Raw genomic sequence first — 17508 nt, forward strand, 5'->3', positions numbered from 1 at the left:
TTAAGATTCAACGCAATGGTAGTAAGATACTTTTCCTAACGGTAGCAAGGTTCTAATTTAATTATCAAAAAAAATTTGCTTCCTTGGTGCGATTAGAGTTATGATTACAGTGTGTACCCAAAAAAAATGCTCGGCTACCAACCGAGCGTTAGAAAATTCCAATTTAAAAACCCAATAAACAAAATATTGCCTATTGAGGTTCAATATTTATATCTTCTCATTTATAGTAGGAAAACGCAACATTGTAGTGTAATGTCTGAAGTAATTATTTAGAGAGAAGTTTAACGGTTTATTGGGTTCATAGCTCAAAGATAAAAACTATGAACCACTACGATTTAGAAGATGGAAACTATAATAATACATCCTCTCATAATTATAACACTAATAGTAATTCTCACCATAATCAGGACAATAATGGTACAAGTCCCCAAAACTATCTAGAAGATAGTGGGCTGAATATTTCCCCCTACCATCGACAAGAATTTCACAAAAGTTTTGTCGATGATGAATTAATAAATCTCAACGTCCGCTCTATTGAAGGGTTTGAAGCGCAACAGCTTTACTTTAGCTATTGGGACGGCGATCGCCTTAACAACGGCGCTCCTGCTGGTAGATTATTGGAAAAAACAAACCATCTTTTGCATGGTTGTTGGTATATTTTTATAGTCACAGAATTAGGTTTAGTCCCACACTTCAAACCAGACAAGCCTAGAATAACTGACGACAGAAAGATTAAATATGAACAGATAAAAGGTTCAAGAAATGGTATTTTTCTGCCTAAGATAACTTATGGTCATGTAAAGTTGATTGCTGAAAGATTTAAAGTTAAAAACTATCCCCAAGGTGAGCTAAATGCTTACTGTGAGAAAGCTTGGAACTGGATAGCTGCTAACAAAAAAATCACGATTGCAATTACTGAAGGCTGGAAGAAAACAATGGCTTTAATGTCTGTTGGAATTCCAGCTATCGGACTCTCTGGAGTCTGGAACTTCAATAACTCCAGTAATGATAAAACATTAATCCCTACTTTCTATAAGTTCAAGGGTCATAATTTCTGTTTTTATTATGATAATGACAGTAAACCTAAAACTATTAAGCATGTAAATACTGCAATCATAAGGTTATCAACTGCTCTTCTAAAAGAAAGAATAGCAAAAGCAACTTATAGATGTCATTGGTCATCGACATCATCCAAAGGGATTGATGATTATTTATATGACCATGATGGTGATGAACAACATCTACTATATGAACCTATAACCTATGGCGAGAAGTCCGAGAAAATTGCTTCTGACTTGGTTGTGAATGTTCAATATTTGACCAACGAAAATCTAGAAGCAATCCCAGAAGTAAAAAAGGTGATAGCAGAAAACAGAATCATCCTTATGAAATCAGCAAAAGGGTGTGGCAAAACAGAAGTGATAGCAGATTATATTTATGAATGTCAGCAGTCTGGAACTAAAACGCTAGCACCAATTCATAGAGTGCAACTTATGACTGAACTTTCTGGGCGCTTTGGAATTGCGAACGCTAATAACTATATGAAATCACTAGATAAAGTATTTGGATTAGCAGTTTGTACCGATTCCATGCACGCAAACAGCAAGACTAAATTCAATCCTGATCATTTCAATGATAGCATTGTCGTAATAGATGAAATTGAGCAGGTACTTTGGCACACTGCAACAGCAAAAACGGAAGTAAGAAAACATCGTCCTGAAGTAATCAATAATGTCATCAAACTAATACAAAATGCTGGAAAATTTATTGGTAGTGATGCCGACCTTTCAGCAGCGACAGTAGACTTGATAACTGAAATCACAGGTCAAAAACCTTTCGTCATTGAAAATAAATACAAGCAAAAAGACGGGCACTGCATGATATATACTCAAGGCAGCCCATACAAAATTCTTGAGGATTTCTTAAAAGAAGCAGACAAAGGTAAAAACTTAATGCTTTTTGTAACAGGTCAGAAAGCATCTTCATTATTTAGTTCTATTAATATGGAGACAATGCTTAAAGCACGATATCCAGATGAGAAGATAATGAGAGTTGATGCAGAAACTGTTGCCGACCCTGAACGACCTGAGTACGAGTTTTTTAAAGATTTTGATGGTAATGTAGATAAACATAAACCAAGTATTTTAATTTGTACTCCTGTTATGGAGACGGGGATAAATGCAAAAACAAAACACTTTGATAGCTTCTGGGGACTTAATTGGGGAAATTTAACTGTTGACTCTTTCTCTCAAGCAGCGGGTAGGATTAGAGAGAAGATACCAAGATATATATGGAGTTCAAATCGACCATTAAATGTTGCAGGGAATGGTTCATGTTTTGCTTCACAACTAATTGCAAGTGCCAAGCAACAGCATGAACTAAATAAAGCTGTTATCAGCTATAAAACCAATCGTGGTGCTGACGACTTTGAAGTGTTTTCAAATGATAGCATTTTAAGATATTGGGCAAAGAAAGGCGCGATAATAAATGCGCAAGGAAAAGTGTTAAGGGAATCAGTGATAGCAAAATTTGCTAGCGACTATGAACATCTCAGTATCAACGATGAAGTGGTAGCAAAAAATGTAAAGATGGAAATATCTAGCTTACTAAAGACTACTAGAGAAGCTAATATGAACGAATTTTACTCTGATGTTATTGCTGCCGAATATGTAGGTGATATCACTTTTGATAAGTTGAGCAGTCAGAAAGAAAAGAACTATCAACAAAGATGCTGTGAAAGAAAAAATAAAACTATTAGAAAACTGTCTCCAGTGTCAAGAAAATCTGAACTATCTCCAGAAATTTTAGAGGCTGAAGACCGTGGAGACTTTTATCATATAATGCTTCACTGGCTATTGATTCAAGGATTAGAAATTGCTAGCAATATAGATGCTGAAAGACATCAGAAAGGTGAGTTTATTTTAGACAGCAATAGCAAGGTATCTTCTTCAAAGATTTTTTACTTTGAACAATTTGGCATTCAAGAAATAATAAATAACCCAGATAATGAATATTCTAATAGTCACCCATTAATCAAAAAAGTAGGGGCAAATATTAGAGCTGGTTTTAACCATCTTAGAGAATTAAAAGTTAGTATTCGTGACTTATGGAGCTTGGGTGGGCTAATTTTTGAATCAACTGATTGGGTATTAGTTAAATGGTGCTTGAGGCTTTTGGGTTTTGATATGAGACAAAGTCGCCGGACTGGTAAAAAACGATACTACTACCTAGTAGATAAAAGCAAGTGCCCCAGAGAAAAAATTACAAAATATTGGGATGAATATATTCCAGCTCCCAGAGAAGTCCAACAACTCAAACTACCAGATATAGAAGTAGGTGATTTGGTCGGAGCCAAAATCAACGATCGCTTTTTTGATATGTGCCAAGTCCTGGAAAAGATAGGGGACAAATTAAAAGTTTGTTGGGGTCTAGTAGATAAAAAAATTTTTGAACTTGGCCAAGACGTTGTTTGTAAGCTTTGGAAAAGGGGGCCAGACGGGGTGTATCCCGCATGGTCTCTCAACTCGTGATTTTGGCTTTCAGAATAAACTTGTGTTTTTTTTGTTGACTATACATTCAATATAAATCTCTGTAACTCTTTATTAGTAATAGTTTTAGACATTTATACATTTTCCAGTTGAAAGTTGTACATTTTTCAAGCTTCAACTACTTTCAGTTTTTATGGAGATTATCCTAAAATCCTGGCCTTAGTGTGACTAAATTTATGTTTATATCTAACTTGTAATTAGTCACATTTTTGATTGTCCAGATTCATACTCAATTCATACTCAATTCATACTCATTTCTATATAGATTTTTGTCCATTTTTCGTCCATTTGCTATCTAAAAGAAGGCTGAAAGCTCGGAAACTCGTTATCTTTCTAGTAAGCGGGTAGGGGGAATCGAACCCCCATCATTAGCTTGGAAGGCTAAGGTTTTACCACTAAACTATACCCGCACTTATTTAATAATAATAACACACTTTTCTAGAATTGCAACAAGTTCAGTAGAAAAAATTTTTAGATCGTATTTACTGCCATTTAAGCCTTAAATTATAGAGCCTCGAGTGACATACTCCCACACTAAGCTTGCGCTATAGTGTGGGCTTCTCGTTTCGCAGTCCTGCCATTGCATGGGACAAGCGCGTGCTTTAAGGACGTCTGGGCCCTGCCGCCCTATTTTTGATATTTATTGCTGCATTCACATCGCGGTCAATAACAACGCGGCAATGGGGACAAGAATGGATTCTTGTTGATAATTCTTTAGGGACTTTTTCACCACAATTTGAGCAATTTTGGCTGGTATTTTTGGGGTTCACTGCTATAGTTTTCACCTCCAGCATTTTCAGCTTTGACAGTTAAAATAGTTAGGAATTGTCCCCATCCAGCATCGTTAATCGACTTACTCAATCTGGTTTTTGCCAGCCCTTTAATATTTAAATTTGCCTTCGGCGCGCCGCTCCGCGTCTACGTGGGCAATAACATCGGCCTTTGATCATAATTCATTAGCTGTTTTAAAATGAAAGTCTTTACGCTGATCAGCAACTTTTTTATGCTGTTTAGCTACAGCAATGACCGCTTTTAACCATCTTTTGCTGCCTTTTTTCTTACGGGATAAACGTTTTTGTAGAGTCTTTAACCGATCCGCGAGATGAGCGATAATATTGAGGAATTGGAACCGATTCTCCTTCACTTGTTACCAAAAAGTCTTTCAATCCCATATCAATTCCCAAAGTATTTTCTGATGTTGGTTCGACATCAGAATTAAAATTAGGAACCGATTTATCTTCTAAGGATAGCGTGACATAATAGCCGTCAGCTTTACGACTAATAGTGACGGTTTTAATGTTAAAACCCTCTGGCAATGGTCGATGTTGAATTAACTTTACTTTACCTATTTTGGGTAAGTTAATCCTATTTATCTCAATGCAATCTTGCTTGATTTGAGCATAAGTAAAGCTATGGTAACGACCTTTTCCTTTAAACCTTGGTTTGCCTAATTTTTGGCCGTTTTTATCGATCTTAAACCATCTATCAAATGCAAGTTTTACTCGTTTAATACAATCTTGCAATACTTGAGAATGAATTAATCTGTATTCAGGAAACTTGTCTTTGGTATTGACCAAATCTTTTTTTTGAGAATAATAATCCGGGTTATCTCTGAGTTGAGGAATTGGTATTATGAAAGGACTTGCATTAACCGGACAGCGATTTTCTTCCCACCATGAAAATCTCTCCCCCAGTCGATAATTGTACTGTCTGCGTAACAAATCTAGCCACAATAGAATTGTGGCTATCTGATCTTTGTTGGGTCTTAATTTATATTGATACGCAGTCCGCATATTGCCCAAGTTTTGTGCTGAATTTTTATAATAACAGAAACTTTTTCATTATTATGTAAAACTCCAAAATCTTATTGTAAATTAATTGGACATCGAGTCCAATTAATTTACCGCCGATTCATCTCACGCTCCTCTTAAAAATTATGGCGTGAGGCTTCTCGGCGGTCTAGCTAACTACAAAACCTAAAACCTCTTCATCTATACCCTTCAACTTCAGATACCCATACTTTTTCACCTCTCGACTATCCACATAATTAGCAACAATCTGCGATACCAAAATTGTATTTGGCTCTGCAGCTTCCTGTAGCCTGGCCGCAATATTTACTGATGGGCCAATAGCTGTATAATCAGACCGCTCTGCACTACCAAACATTCCCACTACAGCATTACCCTGATGAATACCACAACGAAATCTCACTGGCGATGCCCCATTCTGGCCAATCAACCCCAGATTTTGCCACCGCTCATTTAATTTATCCAACGCTTTTAACATGGCCCTGGCTGAAGCCACTGCTCGTTGTACCTGCTCACCTGCTGTCAACTCTTCAGGGGAACCATAAATTGCCATCACAGCATCCCCCACAAACTTATCCACAGTACCACCATTAGCAAAAATAGCTTTTGTCATCTCTGCTAAATATTCATTCAACAACTCAGCTATTCTACGCGCTTGCAAAATATTCGACATCTGAGTAAAACCAACAATATCACTAAACAAAACTGTGACCAATTTTGGTTCTGGTGTTAAATCTAAAGCCAATTCTCCCTGTGCTGCACGTTGCACCATTTCTGGTGGCAAAAACCGCCTCAGCACTGACTCCGTCAAATAGGAATTCAACTCTTGCACTCTTCTTTCATTCTCTTTCAAAGCTAATAAATTATTAACTTCTGCCAAAAGTTCTCTATCATTAAAAGGTTTTGATAAATAAGCATCAGCTCCTATTTCTACCCCTTCAACTCTGGTGTCTTCATCTGCTTTTGCTGTTAACAAAATAACTGGAATTCCTCGCAGTTCTTTTTCTTCTCTAATCATTTTAATTAAATCAAGACCAGACACTATTGGCATCATTAAATCTGTAATAATCAGATGAGGATGATGAATTTGTGCAATTTCAAATGCCTCAGATCCATTCCTCGCTAATAATAAATTAAAGTTAGATTTATGCAGAATTCTAGAGACATACCTTCTCAAATCTGGGTTATCATCTACCACTAAAATAGTAGGGGGCGATTCGCGAATCACCCCTACTGTCGCATCATTACTATTAACTTGAGCAATATTTTCTGCTTGCTCTACTGCAAGCAATTCCTCAGCTTCTTCTAATTCTGCTTCTACATCTGCAAACTCCACAGCCAACTTAGAAGCATTAAATTCAGCAGTTTTCTCTACAATTCGATCTGTCGGTAAATGACTATTTCCTGTTTGTAGCCAAACTTCAAAAGTGGCACCTTGACCATAAACTGATTGTACATTTACTTGGCCATTATGAAGTTCTACTAATTCTTTGACTAACGCTAAACCTATACCACTTCCTTCATAAGAGCGATTTGCCGACCCTTCTGCTTGTCGAAATCGTTCAAATAAAAAAGGAATTTGTTCTTGAGGAATGCCAATTCCAGAATCTTGAACCCTTAATAGACAATTTTCCCCTACTGGCTCAACTGAAATAGTAATTGTGCCTCCAGCTGGAGTAAATTTCATGGCATTTGATAGCAAATTATAGATAACCTTATCAAATCTTCCTATATCCAGATAAACTGGCGGGCAATTTTCACTAAATTCTGTAACCAAATGAAGCTGCTTTTTCTGACAGTAGGGGGTAAATGATTCCACAATGTTGCGACAGAAAGCTACAAGATTACAGGGTTGAAAAGAAGGCTGCATTCTTCCAGCATCAAGTCTTTGCAAATCTAATAATTGATTAACTAATCTCAAGAGACGACGAGAATTACGCAGGGCGATCGCTCCTTGCTCTAGAGGTAAATCTCTGCTGGAATTAACTGCTTCTTCTAACAAACCGATCGTTAAAGTCAGAGGTGTGCGAAATTCATGGGAGATGTTTTGGAAAAATTCTGTTTTGAGATGGTCTGCTTCTATTAGTCGTTCAGCTTGTTGTCTGGTTGTTTGATATAGACTAGATTGTTGTACGGCGATCGCTGCTTGGGAAGCTACTGCCTCAGCTAGTTCAATTTCATAAGCTTGCCATTGATGTCGGTCGAAATTGTGCCGCAGAGAAATACTACCAATAATTTTACCATCAACAGTGAGGGGTACTACCATCAAAGCACGAGCATTAGAGCGTAAGGGAAGTTGAGATTCATTAAATTCCGGATTTATACTCAGATCGCAAACTGCTATTGTTTTTTTGTTTTTAGTAATTCCATTAAAACAGGATTACTATGAATGGGAACAAATGACTGAGGTAATTCTACTGTAGTTGACGAGCTATCGTTGTCAGAAATTTCTGCCCTACAAGTAGAGTTATCTAAAAGAGTTGAAGCTTCATTAGTAGTACTAATAGAGGGTTGAGTTTGGGCATCATATAATCCTACACATTGAACATATTCATCAGCTTCCGTCCACAAGGAGAGAACGCAACCATCTACTCTCAACGCTTTGCCTAACTCTTGAGTTATAGCAGCAAAAATATCTTGGGGATTCAGACTAGAGCGAATGGCAGTTGTAATGGTATTGACCAGAGCTTCTCTTTGAGCAAAACTGCTTAGTCGATCATAAGCACGAGCTTGTGATAGAGCTAGAGCAGCTTGCTCTGCAACCGTATTTAGGAGCTGTACTTCATGGTCTTGCCAGTTCCGGATCTCCTCACACTGATGCAGTGCCAAAACTGCAATGAAGTCTAATCGGGATAATAGAGGGACAATTAAACTAGAACGGATATTCCCCGCTTGATAAGCTTGTCGGCGTTGTTGCAGTTCTCTGCTTTCTCCCTGTAGCCTTTTATCAGTTTGGACATCTGAAATAATTTCTACATCAGTAGTTTCCCAAATAATATGATTCAAGATTTCTTTTGGTATTTCAGTAGGATGAGGATTGACTGATTGTTGAGACTCATATTCTTGATTTCGATAAACAAACCATTCATCTTCTCCATTACTATCTCTATCTTGAAAAGGGCGACAAACAGCTAAACTCACCTCAAACATTTGGCCAATAGTTTCCACTATTCTTTGGAGCATCTCCCGATAATTAGGAGCAGAGCGAATAGTATTGGTAACTGCGTATAGTAGAGACTTTTGTTGGAGAGCACGTTTTAGTTCGTCAGTGTGAGACTTGAGGACATTGTGAGTGTCAACTGCCTGTTTAACTAATCCTCTGAGTTCCTCTGCATTCCAAGGTTTAGTCAAATATTTAAAGACTTTACCAGAGTTAATTGCTTTTACGAGGTCTTCTACATCAGTGAAGCCAGTTAAAAGAATCCGAATAGTATCGGGGTATTGCTTGGCAGTTAAACTCAGGAATTCTGTACCACTCATTTTGGGCATTCGCTGGTCTGAAATAATTACAGCTACTTCCTCAGATTTTTCTAGAATTTCTAGAGCTTCCAGTCCACTTTGAGCACGCAACACCTTGTAGTCTTTGTGGAAAGTACGGTAAAGAAGGTCTAGGTTGTCTAATTCATCATCAACAACCAAAATTTTCGGTTTAAGTTTTTTTCTAGAACTCATGCACCGCTCTCCGTGCTTTCAAGGCAGTAATGATCGATTATTATTTAGCAACTTACAGTTTATAGATAGGACACCGTTATGCTGGACAACTTAATGCTAAATGTCCATTTACACCTGTATCATCAACTAAAAAGCAAATCACCAACTTTGGTACTTGCTTCACTGAAAAAAGTTGTTTCAATCACAGTGGTTATTATTAATAATTTACTCATAATCAAGTTAATTAAATTTAATTAAGTTAATAATCTCTATCGTGAAGTTCTCTCCCGTTAAATCGGAGATTATAACGGGAGCTTCTTAAGCAAAGAAGTTTCTTGCGAGTGCTGGCGCAACGCTGCGCGTTATATGTCGCGGAGCGAAACACAGGCTGACTAACGCCTAAGCCTCCACAAGCAGTCAAGATGATACCCACCTCGTTTAATGCTTTATTTAATATGTTAATTGCTGCATTCTCATCTCTATCTAAAACTGTTTGACATTTAGGACAATTCGGGAGTTCTAACTGATAAAGTTTTAGGCACTTTATGACCACAATTGCTACAATTTTGAGAAGTATGATGAGGATGTACGGGCGAATGGCCATTCGCCCCTACTTACATGAACACCGCGAACTGCCGCCACTGCATTCAACTTTTCAATAAAATTACCCCAGGCTACATCATAAATTGATTTTGATAGTTTAGTATTTTTAGCTAAACCTCTAATATTTAAGTTTTCCACTGCAATTAAATCATATTCTTTAACTAATTTATGAGCAGTCTTATAGTGGAAATATTCTCTTTGCCTGGCAATATGTTGATGTAATCTAGCTATTTTGTTTTGTACCACCCTCCAATTATTTGAACCTATTTCTTTTCTAGCTGCTTTTTTTTGCTTTCTTGCTAAATTAGATTGAGATTTTCTATATAATTTAGGAACAGAAACAGTCTCACCAGTATTAGTAGTTATAAATTCTTTTAAGCCTACATCAATACCTACAGCAGTTTTGATATTATTTGTAGGAATTAGACTGAGGAACTGATTTATCTTCTAAACTAAAACTTACATAATAACCATCAGCTTTTTTGGTTATAGTTGCAGTTTTGATCATAAACCCATCTGGTATTGGTCTATGAACTATGACTCGAATAGCACCAAACCTCGTAGTAATTATTTGTTTTCCATCAAATTTTATTACTGCTTTGGGATGATTAACTCTACTAAAACAAAATGACCTTAATTTGCCAGACTTTTTAAATCTTGGTCGTCCTGCACGTTTACCAGCTTTATCAGGTATTAGCCAACGTTTCCAAGCTTTATCTAGTCTTTGTAAGTTAATTTGTTGAACTTCTAAATATATTTCTTTGTAGTCAGGAAATAACTTTTTTGTCTGTAAGAGTGCTGATTGCTGAAAATAATAATCTGGTCTACTAGAAATTTCACCAATAGGACATGAAATTAATGAACAACGGTCAACTTGACATCTAGTTCTATTCAACCAGTCTAGTCTTTGACCTAGAGCATAATTGTAATGTCTTCTTAACAGTTCTAGCCAATAATCTATTTTGACTGACTGTTGACAAGTGGGCTGAATTTTGTAGCAATGAGTAATTATCATAATTTTTATACTACTCTTTAGCGCTAGATTTGAACAGCAATCGAAACCTATTTAATTTGCAGCTCGGCAATTCCCCTCCCGTTAAATCGCAGATTATAACGGGAGACCCCGAGACCGTATCAAGTTGGAGTTGATATTCAATTAAGATACAGTTGCTTAAAATGTTACTATCGAGTATTTTTACCTAAAATCAAATTAACTAAAGTTTTCTGAAATTCAGAAAATTTTAATTCTTTGGACTTTTAATTCTTGTTGTACATACTCAATGGTTAAGTTAAGTTAGGTGGGAAAATTTACCGAATAATTAAGGTTTAAAGTCTCTCCTTTAAAGGAGAAACAAGCGGTCGATCTTCGGAGCTTCCCGTAGGGTGGGATGGCGCAATTCGGAGCGACTCTGATAAGAGCGGGTCTCAGAGCCATATCCATGAGACCAAGAGAGAAAAAATTTTCCTTTTATTCAATCCTCTTCCTTTTAGGGAGAGGTAATTATCAATTATCCATTATCAACTATCAATTATTGAAAAGTACGTCCGAAGTGACTGGAAGGGAGTGGAAAGTTTGCACAGCATTCCGGACCGAAAGCAATCTCAAGGGTATGAGCTGCATCAACATTTCGTTAACTCAGATTTATTCACGCCTACCTACTTTAGTGGACTTTCAAGTTATAAACTAGCACCCTGATTAGTATATACACTAAAAGCTGTAGTAGGCTGCTCAATATCATTTTTTCATCTAAAATCACATTGCCTACAAAAATGACTTGATTTCTCACAAACCCTAAAATATTTTATTTTAGCTTTAAACTTTATAACCTTATTGCCTAATATAAGCTTTTGCCTTTTCCTAGATTTTTACCTAAATAACATGGGAGCATGAAAGCCATCGTCTTTTAAGCGATGGATGAAAGGTGAGGAGTCGGATTTTAAGGAGATGTATTTTATTTGACCGAAAAGCTACGTTGAAGGCCCCCGTGTTTTAACCGGGGATGAAAACAACCGAGTCGTTTAGACTAGACAACTAAAGTAGTCTTGTGTTATTATTACTCACGGGTAAGCCATCCAACTACCATTTCAAATGTACTCTTGTCAGCAAGTTTTAGTAAATAAAAATCCTGAATTAATTGCTATCTTAACATTCCTATGCGAACAGTCTCACAAGCTAACTAACATGGGAATATATTATGGTCGGCAATTATTTTTAAGTCTCACAAAACTCTGGGCAAGTTTGACGCAGGAATTAGTCTATAAACACAACTATCATTACAAAATTTTATATTCGCTCTTCAGCACAACAAATATTGAGAACTGTAGCTGAATCATTTAGGTCTTCAGGATGGTCTGATTATGGCCTATAATGAAGGTAAAATCTCAAACAGACCAAGGATTCCTAACTACAGAAAAAAAGGGGGAATGGCTACAGTTAGTTACCCCAAGCAAGCATTAAAACTTAAAGGTAATCAAATTAGAGTACCACGCTTGTAATACTTGTAAGCGCTGGTTTGGAGTAGATAGTTTTTTAATTCCAATGCCTAATAATCTAGCATTTTCTACTCTCAAAGAACTGAGAATATTACCGAGGAATAGATGTTTTTACTATGAAGCGTGTCTATGAAAAAGAAGTAATAGTTAAACCTCAATTAAATCAAGAAAATGTATTAGGAATTGACCATGGTGTAAATAATTGGTTGACCTGTGTATCGAATTTAGGTGCTAGCGCGGGTTGTAGATGGTAAACATCTCAAATCAATGAATCGTTGGTACAACAAACAGGTATCAACTATCAAAGAAAATCAACCGACTGGATTTTGGTCAAATAGGCTAGCTTCTATTACTGAAAAACGTAACCGCCAAATCCGTGACGGTATTAATAAAGCAGCCAGAATAGTAATTAATCATTGTTTAAAAAATACTATTGGTACAATTGTTTTTGGTTGGAATAAAGGTCAGAAAAATGAAATCAAATTAGGAAAGAAAAATAATTCAGAATTTGTACCAATTCCGACAGCTAGACTGAAAGAAAGAATAGCTCAGTTGTGCGATGAATATGGAATAATATTTATAGAAACTGAAGAAAGTTATACTTGTAGGGGCGAATGGCATTCGCCCCTTCATTTTTAGATGGTGACGATCTGCCTAATTATGGTGAAAAACCCGATGATTGGAAACCGTCAGGAAAAAGAATAAAGCGTGGTTTGTATAGAAGTAGTAATAATTGGTTAATTAATGCAGACTGTAATGGAGCTGCAAATATCATCACAAAAGTAAGCAGAAAGCTGTAGGGGCGAACGGCCGTTCGCCCCTACTTAAGCCGACTGTGTAGGGGCACAATGAAATTGTCCCCAAAGAGTGTATCTTTGGTCAGCTAAGAAGAAACGGAGCAACACGGATAAATCGCTGTTGCGTAGTATCTGCGCTTGTTTCCCCGTGACTTCAGTCCGGGGAGTAGTCAAACAACCTCAAGACAACTGCTACATTTATTCTAGGCTTTTATATAGAATTTAGATATAGCTAGTAAATTTATTGTGAACCCTTTATTTTTTTATCAAAGTTTCTACAGTCTCAAGCCCAAGAAAAATTGTCTAATGAATTTAGTTTTTTCATTCGGGTTGCTCAATCAAAGGATATCAACAGTATTACCGAAATTTTGACTAATAGTTTTTACTCCTGTCAAGGAATTATGGGTTATGTTCGTCCTTTTTTACGATTAGGTATTTACGAAGATTTACGCAATCGCATCCGTTCAAAAAGTGAGCATTATTTATGTATTGTTGCTATGGTTGTCGAAAATACTGAGTTTACCTGGGATGTATCTAATACTAGAGAACAAAATTTGGTAGGAACTGTGGAAATTGATGTGCGTTCGCGAAGTGGGATGGATGTCCTTTTGCTTAACTCTTGGCAATTAGATAATTTTGAGTATGCTTATTTATCAAATTTAGCTGTTGATGCTAACTATAGAAAATTAGGAGTGGCTCAAAAATTGTTAAGTTATTGTGAACATAAGGTATTAGGATGGGGTTTTTGTGAGTTATACCTTCATGTATTAGAAAATAATTATATTGCTCGAAGACTTTACGATAAAGCTGGTTATCAATTACAAGAAGTTGAATGGACTTTTGGTTCTCTACTATTTGGGCAACCTCGAAAGTTACTTTTGCGTAAATCTTTTTCAAAAGAGGGAGTAGGGAGTAGGGAGTAGGCAGAAATAATTGATGAAAATTAAATTGTTAATTATTAATTATTAATTATTAATTATTAATTATTCCCCCGCCATTTACTTACAACATTACCTAAATCTTTTGGCAACCAACTATCATATTGAGAATAGACAGGTAATCTTTTGATTAGCTGCCATCCTCGGGAGTGCAACACTTCTGCTAAAGCTTGATAATGAGGATGAGGATAATCAGGGTTTACTTCATCGTGAGGTCCAATTCCTCCTAAGTCACTCGCACCAGTTTCTAAACAAGCTAATAATATTTCCGGTTTTGTAACTAAATTAGGAGGAATTTGTAACGTAATAGTTGAGGGCAGAATTTGACGAGCGATCGCTACAACATTTGGCAACAAATTGATGTTGAAAGCTTCACCATTCCATATTTGTTGCTCGCCAGGACTGTAGGGCTGTAAAATAACTTCTTGAATATGACCCCATTTTTTATGAACATTAGCGATCGCTGTTAATGTTTCTTTCCAGTCAGTTACAGTTTCTCCAATTCCTAATAATAAACCAGTAGTAAATGGAATTCTTAGTTCGCCAGCTAATTCTAATTGTTGTAAGCGTAAATGTGGTATTTTACTAGGAGCATTTTTATGAACTTTTTGTAATAATTTAGGTGTCATCTGTTCCAACATTAATCCCATTGACACATTGACTTGTTTCAACTCTTTCATTTCTGCTCTACTAAGTGGCCCAACATTAGTATGAGGTAAAAATCCTAAAGATAGAGCTAGTTTACATAAGTCATAGATTAATTGGAACCAAGTTGGTCTATTTTGGCTGTTGGGATGTACTTCACCACTTAGAATTAAAATTTCAATTACACCTTGATTTTTTAGGGATAGTAATTTGGCTTCTGCTTCTGATAGACTCAGCCATGAACTTTTGCTTGGATCTGAGCGAAAATTACAGTAAGTACAATGATTAAAGCATTCATAAGTAGGAACTATTGTATAAGCAGGACTATATGTAACAATTCTAGACATGGGTGAAGTATTAAATTTAATTAGTCAAATTTTTGTCCAAAGTTGTGTTTACGGCAATATCATTAGTTTTCTCCACTGTTATCTCGACCCGGCAGCGATCGCCAAAATATGTGCGCCATATTATCATGTCACACCGATAGAATTTTGAATTAATAGACATAGGCGTGAAAATCCAAAATCAAATCAATTATTTACCCGTACTGGCGTGACACGCCTAAAACTGTGTAATAGATTTTTGTTTCTAGGTGTCTTTATCTCTCCATCTCCCCATCTCCCCACCTCCCCATCTCCCCATCTCCCCATCTCCCCATCTCCCCATCTCCCCATCTCCCCACCTCCCCATCTCCCCATCTCCCCATCTCCCCACCTCCCCATCTCCTCCCTACTCCCTTAATTTATAAGTATTCAACCATACATGATATAAGTTATTTTTTTATTGACTTTTAACATAAATATGATAATAAAATTCAAGTTTCATCAACAAAACTTATAACTTACTTAAACAACACTATACTTAACACCCCTTTACAAACCGAAATAAACTAGCTATATTATTAACAACGGCGCAGGAAAACAAAAAAACACCTGCACCACCGTACCTCGAAAATTTCATACATACATAACAGCAATCATACATACTATGACAACTACCTTACAACAGCGTGAAAACGCCAACGTATGGGAAAAGTTCTGTAGCTGGATTACCAGCACAGACAATCGTTTATACATCGGTTGGTTCGGTGTATTAATGATCCCTACCTTGTTAACAGCTACTATCTGCTACATCATCGCATTTGTAGCAGCTCCTCCTGTAGACATTGATGGTATCCGCGAACCCGTCGCTGGTTCCTTAATGTACGGAAACAACATCATTTCTGGTGCAGTAGTACCTTCCTCCAACGCTATCGGTCTACACTTCTACCCTATCTGGGAAGCAGCAAGTTTGGATGAGTGGCTCTACAACGGTGGCCCATACCAGCTAGTAATCTTCCACTTCCTCATTGGCGTATTTTGCTACATGGGTCGTGAGTGGGAATTATCCTACCGCTTAGGTATGCGTCCTTGGATCTGTGTTGCTTACTCCGCTCCTGTAGCAGCAGCAACAGCAGTATTCTTAATCTATCCTATTGGACAAGGAAGCTTCTCCGATGGAATGCCTTTAGGAATCTCCGGAACATTCAACTTCATGTTAGTGTTCCAAGCAGAGCACAACATCCTAATGCACCCATTCCACATGTTAGGTGTAGCAGGTGTATTCGGTGGTTCATTGTTCAGTGCAATGCACGGTTCTTTGGTAACTTCTAGCTTAGTACGTGAAACAACAGAAACTGAGTCTCAGAACTACGGTTATAAGTTCGGTCAAGAAGAAGAAACTTACAACATCGTAGCAGCTCACGGCTACTTCGGTCGTTTAATCTTCCAATATGCATCATTCAACAACAGCCGTTCCTTACACTTCTTCTTAGGAGCATGGCCAGTAGTAGGTATTTGGTTCACAGCTTTAGGTGTATCAACAATGGCCTTCAACTTGAATGGTTTCAACTTCAACCAGTCCATCATCGACTCCAGTGGTCGTGTAGTAAATACTTGGGCAGACATCATTAACCGCGCTAACTTAGGTATGGAAGTAATGCACGAGCGTAACGCTCACAACTTCCCTCTAGATTTAGCTGCTGTAGAAGCTCCTTCTATCAATGGTTAATTTTTGAGTTGATTGATTAAATTTTAGTTAGTCAAAAAACCCTCCCTTTGGGAGTGGTTTTTTGGTTTGTTTGATGGAAAATTTAGGATAAAGGTTATATCATTTTCGGTTGAATACTTATAAATAACTGTTGTGAGGAGTCAGGAGTCAGGAGGAGAGTCAGCAGGGAATAAAGGAGGAAAAGAGGAAATAATTGATAATTTCAGTATTTTTTTGGTACTATCGGTACTGTCAGTCCTTAAATTTTATTTATAACTGACCCGTCCGAACATGATATTAGATAAAATGAAGATTACTAATACAATTACCGATAAATTGTGGTTTAAAGCCTCCCCTTTAAGGGGAAAAATCAAAAAATTTTCATGATTAGTTAATCCTTCTATTACAGGAGAGGTAATTATTAATTATTAATTATTAATTATTAATTGTTGAAAAAGCCAATATTTGTTAGTTGCACAGCTCTGGCATTAATATTTGGGTCTTTCACTAAAGAAGTAAATGCACAAAATGTCACATCAGCTCCAGGAGGTAGTACAGGTTGGGAGCCTGTTTCTACTACAAATGAGTCAGATTGTGCAGCTAAAGCAGTACAGAAAATGAGCAGTTTAGTAGCAACAGGACTAATTAAAACTGTCACTGGTTCTTCTTCACGGTATGCAAGAGGAAATGCTGTTTTTAATATTGTCTGTCATAAGGATGGTAAGTATGTTCGGGTTGATATTATATGTTTTGGTAAGTGTGTGGATGACACTTATGACATTCGTTCCCAGATAGAAAAAATGCTGAGAAATGGTTGGTAAATCCAACCTTTATCTAAATTATCCAAAAAATAAAATTTTCTTAGAATTTAGTTTTTCCAAAGCTTCAAGTATTCTTGCTTTTAAATAACATATAATTGAACTACAAATAAGACTTAAACAAAAACACTATAGCAATTCCCAAAAAGCGTTTCTGTACAAAATTCTTTTGCTGCTGT

18 protein-coding genes, 1 tRNA gene and 1 pseudogene are annotated in these 17508 nt (G+C 36.8%); 9 read left to right on the forward strand and 11 right to left on the reverse strand.

Annotation, left to right across the window (positions count from 1 at the left end; all coding sequences use genetic code 11):
- Positions 1–617: 617 nt before the first annotated feature.
- Positions 618–3530, forward strand: a complete 2913-nt coding sequence (locus SAGCYANO_RS43230; protein ID WP_237397273.1) for a plasmid replication protein, CyRepA1 family — start codon at positions 618–620, stop codon at positions 3528–3530.
- A gap of 357 nt (positions 3531–3887) precedes the next feature.
- Here SAGCYANO_RS43230 and SAGCYANO_RS43235 read toward each other — a convergent pair.
- The 9 genes and pseudogenes from SAGCYANO_RS43235 to SAGCYANO_RS47145 all read right to left on the reverse strand — a co-directional run bounded on the left by SAGCYANO_RS43235 (position 3888) and on the right by SAGCYANO_RS47145 (position 10625).
- Positions 3888–3958 (reverse strand) — tRNA-Gly (locus tag SAGCYANO_RS43235).
- Between the two features lie 192 nt (positions 3959–4150).
- Positions 4151–4333, reverse strand: coding sequence for a zinc ribbon domain-containing protein (locus SAGCYANO_RS51225; RefSeq protein ID WP_375340110.1), 183 nt, complete (start codon positions 4331–4333; stop codon positions 4151–4153).
- Entirely contained in the window at positions 4275–4409 is a 135-nt protein-coding gene (locus SAGCYANO_RS51230) for a hypothetical protein (protein WP_375340117.1), read from the reverse strand. Before SAGCYANO_RS51230 ends, SAGCYANO_RS51225 begins: the two co-directional genes overlap by 59 nt.
- 85 nt (positions 4410–4494) lie before the next feature.
- Positions 4495–4692: a transposase gene (locus SAGCYANO_RS51235; RefSeq protein ID WP_375340111.1), complete on the reverse strand. Its 198-nt coding sequence runs from the start codon at positions 4690–4692 to the stop codon at positions 4495–4497.
- Entirely contained in the window at positions 4607–5341 is a 735-nt protein-coding gene (locus SAGCYANO_RS51240; RefSeq protein WP_375340112.1) for an RNA-guided endonuclease InsQ/TnpB family protein, read from the reverse strand. Before SAGCYANO_RS51240 ends, SAGCYANO_RS51235 begins: the two co-directional genes overlap by 86 nt.
- 166 nt (positions 5342–5507) lie before the next feature.
- A pseudogene (locus SAGCYANO_RS43245) lies at positions 5508–9028 on the reverse strand (response regulator).
- A 238-nt stretch (positions 9029–9266) separates the two neighbouring features.
- Positions 9267–9611 (reverse strand): hypothetical protein, encoded by a 345-nt coding sequence (locus SAGCYANO_RS47135; RefSeq protein ID WP_237397274.1) that lies wholly within the window; start codon positions 9609–9611, stop codon positions 9267–9269.
- Positions 9566–10054 carry a transposase gene (locus tag SAGCYANO_RS47140; RefSeq protein WP_307786333.1) on the reverse strand — a complete coding sequence of 163 codons (489 nt, stop codon included), beginning with the start codon at positions 10052–10054 and terminating at the stop codon, positions 9566–9568. Before SAGCYANO_RS47140 ends, SAGCYANO_RS47135 begins: the two co-directional genes overlap by 46 nt.
- Positions 10020–10625 (reverse strand): helix-turn-helix domain-containing protein, encoded by a 606-nt coding sequence (locus SAGCYANO_RS47145; RefSeq protein ID WP_237397275.1) that lies wholly within the window; start codon positions 10623–10625, stop codon positions 10020–10022. Before SAGCYANO_RS47145 ends, SAGCYANO_RS47140 begins: the two co-directional genes overlap by 35 nt.
- 1343 nt (positions 10626–11968) lie before the next feature.
- On the opposite strand from SAGCYANO_RS47145, the gene SAGCYANO_RS47150 reads away from it, so the two are divergent.
- The 5 genes from SAGCYANO_RS47150 to SAGCYANO_RS43260 all read left to right on the forward strand — a co-directional run bounded on the left by SAGCYANO_RS47150 (position 11969) and on the right by SAGCYANO_RS43260 (position 13823).
- The gene (locus SAGCYANO_RS47150) at positions 11969–12106 is read left to right on the forward strand and encodes a hypothetical protein (RefSeq protein ID WP_237397276.1); all 138 of its coding nucleotides are present in this window, start codon (positions 11969–11971) and stop codon (positions 12104–12106) included.
- Positions 12107–12219: 113 nt separating this feature from the next.
- Positions 12220–12357, forward strand: a complete 138-nt coding sequence (locus SAGCYANO_RS47155; RefSeq protein ID WP_237397277.1) for a transposase — start codon at positions 12220–12222, stop codon at positions 12355–12357.
- Between the two features lie 13 nt (positions 12358–12370).
- The gene (locus tag SAGCYANO_RS47160; protein ID WP_237397278.1) at positions 12371–12742 is read left to right on the forward strand and encodes an IS200/IS605 family accessory protein TnpB-related protein; all 372 of its coding nucleotides are present in this window, start codon (positions 12371–12373) and stop codon (positions 12740–12742) included.
- Entirely contained in the window at positions 12718–12903 is a 186-nt protein-coding gene (locus tag SAGCYANO_RS47165) for a hypothetical protein (protein ID WP_237397279.1), read from the forward strand. The genes SAGCYANO_RS47160 and SAGCYANO_RS47165 overlap by 25 nt, the downstream gene beginning before the upstream one ends.
- Before the next feature lie 296 nt (positions 12904–13199).
- Complete coding sequence (locus SAGCYANO_RS43260) at positions 13200–13823, forward strand: GNAT family N-acetyltransferase (protein WP_237397280.1); 624 nt, start codon at positions 13200–13202, stop codon at positions 13821–13823.
- A 56-nt stretch (positions 13824–13879) separates the two neighbouring features.
- On the opposite strand, the gene cofG is transcribed toward SAGCYANO_RS43260, so the two are convergent.
- Positions 13880–14830 carry a 7,8-didemethyl-8-hydroxy-5-deazariboflavin synthase subunit CofG gene (gene cofG, locus SAGCYANO_RS43265; RefSeq protein WP_202225637.1) on the reverse strand — a complete coding sequence of 317 codons (951 nt, stop codon included), beginning with the start codon at positions 14828–14830 and terminating at the stop codon, positions 13880–13882.
- Between cofG and SAGCYANO_RS43270 the strand changes: the two genes are divergently transcribed.
- Positions 14829–14978, forward strand: coding sequence for a hypothetical protein (locus tag SAGCYANO_RS43270; protein ID WP_202225638.1), 150 nt, complete (start codon positions 14829–14831; stop codon positions 14976–14978). The two genes, cofG and SAGCYANO_RS43270, sit on opposite strands and share 2 nt — an antisense overlap.
- A gap of 35 nt (positions 14979–15013) precedes the next feature.
- Here the strand turns inward: SAGCYANO_RS43270 and SAGCYANO_RS47170 are convergent, their stop codons facing one another.
- A complete protein-coding gene (locus tag SAGCYANO_RS47170) occupies positions 15014–15205 on the reverse strand; it encodes a hypothetical protein (protein ID WP_237397281.1) in 192 nt (63 codons plus the stop codon).
- A gap of 265 nt (positions 15206–15470) precedes the next feature.
- On the opposite strand from SAGCYANO_RS47170, the gene psbA reads away from it, so the two are divergent.
- A complete protein-coding gene (gene psbA, locus SAGCYANO_RS43280) occupies positions 15471–16532 on the forward strand; it encodes a photosystem II q(b) protein (RefSeq protein ID WP_202218252.1) in 1062 nt (353 codons plus the stop codon).
- Positions 16533–16957: 425 nt separating this feature from the next.
- Entirely contained in the window at positions 16958–17332 is a 375-nt protein-coding gene (locus SAGCYANO_RS43285) for a hypothetical protein (protein WP_237397282.1), read from the forward strand.
- The last annotated feature ends 176 nt before the right edge of the window (positions 17333–17508 follow it).

The organism is Okeania sp. KiyG1 (assembly GCF_014132355.1).
Classification (GTDB): Bacteria; Cyanobacteriota; Cyanobacteriia; order Cyanobacteriales; family Microcoleaceae; genus Okeania.